Source organism: Thiorhodococcus mannitoliphagus, assembly GCF_010915725.1.
Classification (GTDB): Bacteria; Pseudomonadota; Gammaproteobacteria; order Chromatiales; family Chromatiaceae; genus Thiorhodococcus; species Thiorhodococcus mannitoliphagus.
The window spans coordinates 1-3,937 of the sequence record NZ_JAAIJR010000237.1 but is presented as its reverse complement, the minus strand read 5'-3'; the positions used below and the strand labels follow the sequence as shown (position 1 = coordinate 3,937).

4 protein-coding genes are annotated in these 3,937 nt (G+C 57.9%); 2 read left to right on the top strand and 2 right to left on the bottom strand.

Translation table 11 applies throughout. The features are described from left to right. Positions 1 to 204: 204 nt before the first annotated feature. Positions 205 to 804, bottom strand: a complete 600-nt coding sequence (locus G3480_RS25325; RefSeq protein ID WP_240906067.1) for a tyrosine-type recombinase/integrase — start codon at positions 802 to 804, stop codon at positions 205 to 207. A gap of 119 nt (positions 805 to 923) precedes the next feature. Between G3480_RS25325 and G3480_RS25320 the strand changes: the two genes are divergently transcribed. Continuing rightward, positions 924 to 1,214: a type II toxin-antitoxin system ParD family antitoxin gene (locus G3480_RS25320; RefSeq protein WP_164656990.1), complete on the top strand. Its 291-nt coding sequence runs from the start codon at positions 924 to 926 to the stop codon at positions 1,212 to 1,214. A gap of 6 nt (positions 1,215 to 1,220) precedes the next feature. Continuing rightward, on the top strand, positions 1,221 to 1,517 hold the full coding sequence (locus tag G3480_RS25315) for a type II toxin-antitoxin system RelE/ParE family toxin (RefSeq protein WP_164656989.1): 297 nt from the start codon (positions 1,221 to 1,223) through the stop codon (positions 1,515 to 1,517). Between the two features lie 787 nt (positions 1,518 to 2,304). Here the strand turns inward: G3480_RS25315 and G3480_RS25310 are convergent. Then, positions 2,305 to 3,003, bottom strand: a complete 699-nt coding sequence (locus tag G3480_RS25310; protein WP_164656988.1) for a hypothetical protein — start codon at positions 3,001 to 3,003, stop codon at positions 2,305 to 2,307. Positions 3,004 to 3,937: the final 934 nt, after the last annotated feature.

Here is a 3,937-nt window from a genome sequence, read left to right as displayed (position 1 = left end):
GTGTTGACGATTCCCGCCTTCCTCACCGAGCTGACGCCCTCGCTCATTCGTGAGGCCATGGTCTCGGTGCGCACCCTAGATGTCGAGCATTGGGTCAAGACGCATCTTGGCGACTCGATGCTAGCCAAACGACGGCAGGCATTCAGCGCGCCAAAAGTCGACATGAAAACTGCATGAACCATTTCGATGGAAATGGCCAGAGATTTAACATCCTACCCAGAGGGAGTCCTGTTTGCGGAAGACGTCCTTGACGTTCATGCTCACGGCCGCCGAGACCCGCGCGAAGGTGAAGATCATGAGCCCAATCAGAGCGCGGTCGTGCAGGCCGACCAGGGTGTCGGTCGGGATCGCGCGGATCAGCCGTCGCGCCTCGGTCGGGGTGAGGATCGGCGTCTTGCCCTTGGTGTAGGAGAACTTCGGCCCCCGGACGAAGGACGCCGGGTTGATATGCAGGACATGGCCGGTCACCAGCCAGTCGAACAGGTGCCGCAGGGCCGCGAGCCGCTGTTTGACGCTTTGGGCCTCATAGGTTTGGGTTTGCAGCTCCACCCAGGCCGCGACATGCAAGGGCTCGATGTCGAGCAGCGCACCGATCTGCGCTTCGGTCTCCGCCCAGTCCAGGAAGTCCCGCACGGCGCGCAGGTAGGCTTCGCGCGTGTTCCGATTCCTGATCTGCGCGGCGAAGAACTCCAGGAAGCGCTTTTCCGCATGACCGCCGGCGCGCGCGATCAGCGCCGGCATGCCGGACCCGCCGCTCGATGTGCCCAGACCGCCTGACTGTCGTGTGACCAGATCATGTGTCATGCAAATTCTCCTCGCCGTGGAAAGATTGCAGGGTTATCGGGAGTTGGAGGCATCCTGAAAGAATTTTCTTGCTCCATGGTAGTAATCTTTACTACTGTGGAATCAGGAGGAGCATTGTCATGTCAAATGTCGAGAAGGTGAGTATCGCGCTGACGCCGGAAATGTTGGCCGTCGTGCGCGAAGCCGTCGAGAGCGGCGAGTATGCGTCCAACAGTGAGGTGATGCGCGAAGCGCTGCGGGACTGGAAGCGAAGGCGGACTCTGGAGACGAAGGAGATCGAGGAGCTGCGGCGAATTTGGGATGAAGGTCTGGCGAGCGGGCCGGGGCGGTTTGCCGACATGGCGGCGATCAAGGCCGAGGCGCGGCGGCGGCTTGTCGCAGCGCAGGACACTGAAACAACGCGCGCGTGAGGGACCATGCCCACCATCCAGCGGACGGCGCAGGCCGAGGAAGACCTGATCGACATCTGGCTTTACATCGCGCATGACGATGTGCGCGCAGCCGATCGCGTTCTCGACGAGATCGAGGAGAAGCTCCTTCTCCTCGCGGATCAATCCTCGCTTGGCCCGGCGCGGCCTGATATTGCGCCGGATCTTCGGTATTTCCCGGTGCGGCGGTACCTCATCCTGTACCGCCAGGTCTTGGGCGGCATCGAGGTCGTGCGTGTCGTTCACGGTGCCCGGAATGTGCCGACATTGATGGTCGAGCCATAAGCCACCGAGAGTTTCCAGAACCCCCGATTTCGTCTCGATCAGCGTGCCCGTAATGGTGTCGTCCTCTCCCTCGGTTTAGTAGTACATAACTTCCTTTATGTCCCACACAACAAGCTTGCTAGGTGTAGCGACCCGCAAACATCCGGCGCCCGACCTGCAAACATCGCCATTTCCGGCCCACATTAACTGCCAATATCAGGGGGGCTCGTGCCCAGATTAATTGCCAATAAGCCCACGCTTTCTGCCAACAGCCTGAAAACATCCGCATGGGCTCAGATTATCCGCCAATGAGGCCGGCCCTGAATTTGGCACCCTGATGACTTCGATGCTCCTTCCGGAGTTGAGCAAGGGCGTGAGCTGATTCATGCAAGGTCGATCAAAAGGCCCACGCCCATCGCGTGGGTCCGAGTAAGTCATCAACGCTTAGAAATCCCGAACCTTGATTGTGAGGACCAGCTTTTCGAACTGGAGAAGAGGGTTTCTGGAGAAGTTGGAACGGGGAAGTATAGATGCTTCATTTAACATGAGGACGCCGGGAGCGCTTCATTAACATAAATAACTGATTTTAAATCACTTTAAATTTTAAATAAGATTCTAGCGTCTCTATGACAGGTAAAATATCTATATTTGCTTGAGCGGCGCTCTTCGGCACGCAGCAGACACCCGGGGAATACTGTCTCAAGCGGCACTATTGGGTTTATCGACAGGCGCCGCCGTCGCAGACAGGGACAGTTGCAGCGCAAATTGAGCCAGGGCGCACCTCTGCAATATGATCATCGAAAAGCTGTCAACGGGCCCGCTGACGCAAAAGCGCGATGCCGGTAAGCAGCGACCACAGGGGCAACAAGACTAGAAAAACCAGCTGGAACTGTGCGACCACAGACCAAACGCCCAGCACACCAAGCACAAAAACCGCTGCGTAGCAAAATCCAACCAACATCAGCAGGAGGCCATATGGCTTGCCGGAACGCCGCATGGCACTGCCCATCACCAGCGCCCAAAAACCCATGACTGGCCCCTCCATTATCCACAGACCCTGCTGGGCTCCCGTCGCAAGGGCTAGCCAAGCGGCCTCGCTGGCCGCTTTGACCGCCGGGTCCCCGGCAGCATGCATCGCAGCCAAGGGTGACACCGAGGCGAACAACAGGGCGTCACCGGTGATACCCATCACCGCGTAGGTGACAATGCATAGCGCCGCCATATCAATCAGCGCGCCGTGCTCTTCACGCATTACCGACCATAAGTAACCGCCAATCACCAGGAACGGAAGGTAGAAGCCAAGTGTGTCCAGCACCAGCGACGCATGAAATAAATCGTGTGCAGGCGCGGGCAGGCTGAGAAAAACTGCCGGCTTGTAGACCACGGCGAGGTCACCACTCAGGGCTGCCATATACAAGCCGATTTGCGACCAGGCCAGCAGTGCACCGACTATCGCTACCCAGCCGGCCAGGCGTCTTGGGGCTTCCGTTCTCTGTATGTTTGTCATAGGTGGTCTGCTCAATTGTTACGGGTCCTACCCAGCATAAGCTTACGAGCCCGCGATAGCGCACCTCCAGCGGTGACGCTACTCTCCTGCTCGTGGAATACATTCTCTATCGCCTGCCAGGTTTGTGCAATCAGGGCACTGCTCGGTGCCAACAATCTAGCGGTTTCGAAAATCTCTCAGTCCTTATTGCACATTGGGTAGTGCCACAATCTATAGGATGGCGAGAAATTATTACGCCTTCAAATCAATGATTTAATAAAACTGTCATCGTAGCCGTTCAGAGACCCCTTGACCGCAACCCCCCAGCGAGATGAGGATAAACCCCTCATTCGCAACCCGACGATCCCGCGCCCCTGAGCGATGCACCTGAGTGGGAAAAGGGGGTCCGATTTATTTTGCGCGCTTAAGAGCGGCCGGGGTAAACGGAAGAAAGCTAAGAAAGTGCTCATCAATTGTTTCCCGATGCGAGCGATCCCGCCCGAAATCCCCCCCTTGCCCCCCTTTGCGAAAGGGGGGAAGTTGTTGGTGGACGCTTTCTAAGGTTGCTTTTTGCAGCATTCCACTGCGCTGGTTACCGAACGCGGGCTTCCGTCGGGGTTTTCGCGCTGGCTGAGAAGGCTCAGGATCGCCTGTTCCAAGGTGTGGATCGCAACCCCGCTCAATGAGGCCGCACTGGCCAGAGCATGGATAGCGCGCTGTAGTCAGCTCCGCTGGTGGACTTTTCCGCTCGTTCCTGGACCAACACCGCTGAACCTCGCTCTCGATGCCCGCACGCGCAGTTCCCGGCGCTAAGAGCGACTCCGGGAGTGTCCGGCCAGCCAAGTGATAAAAAATCGCACGTATCCCGAGCAGGCCCCGAGATGGTGCACATCTTCGATACCCTGCGACGCTCCTCGGCCGTACTCTGCGTGATGATGATGCGCAGTCACAACTT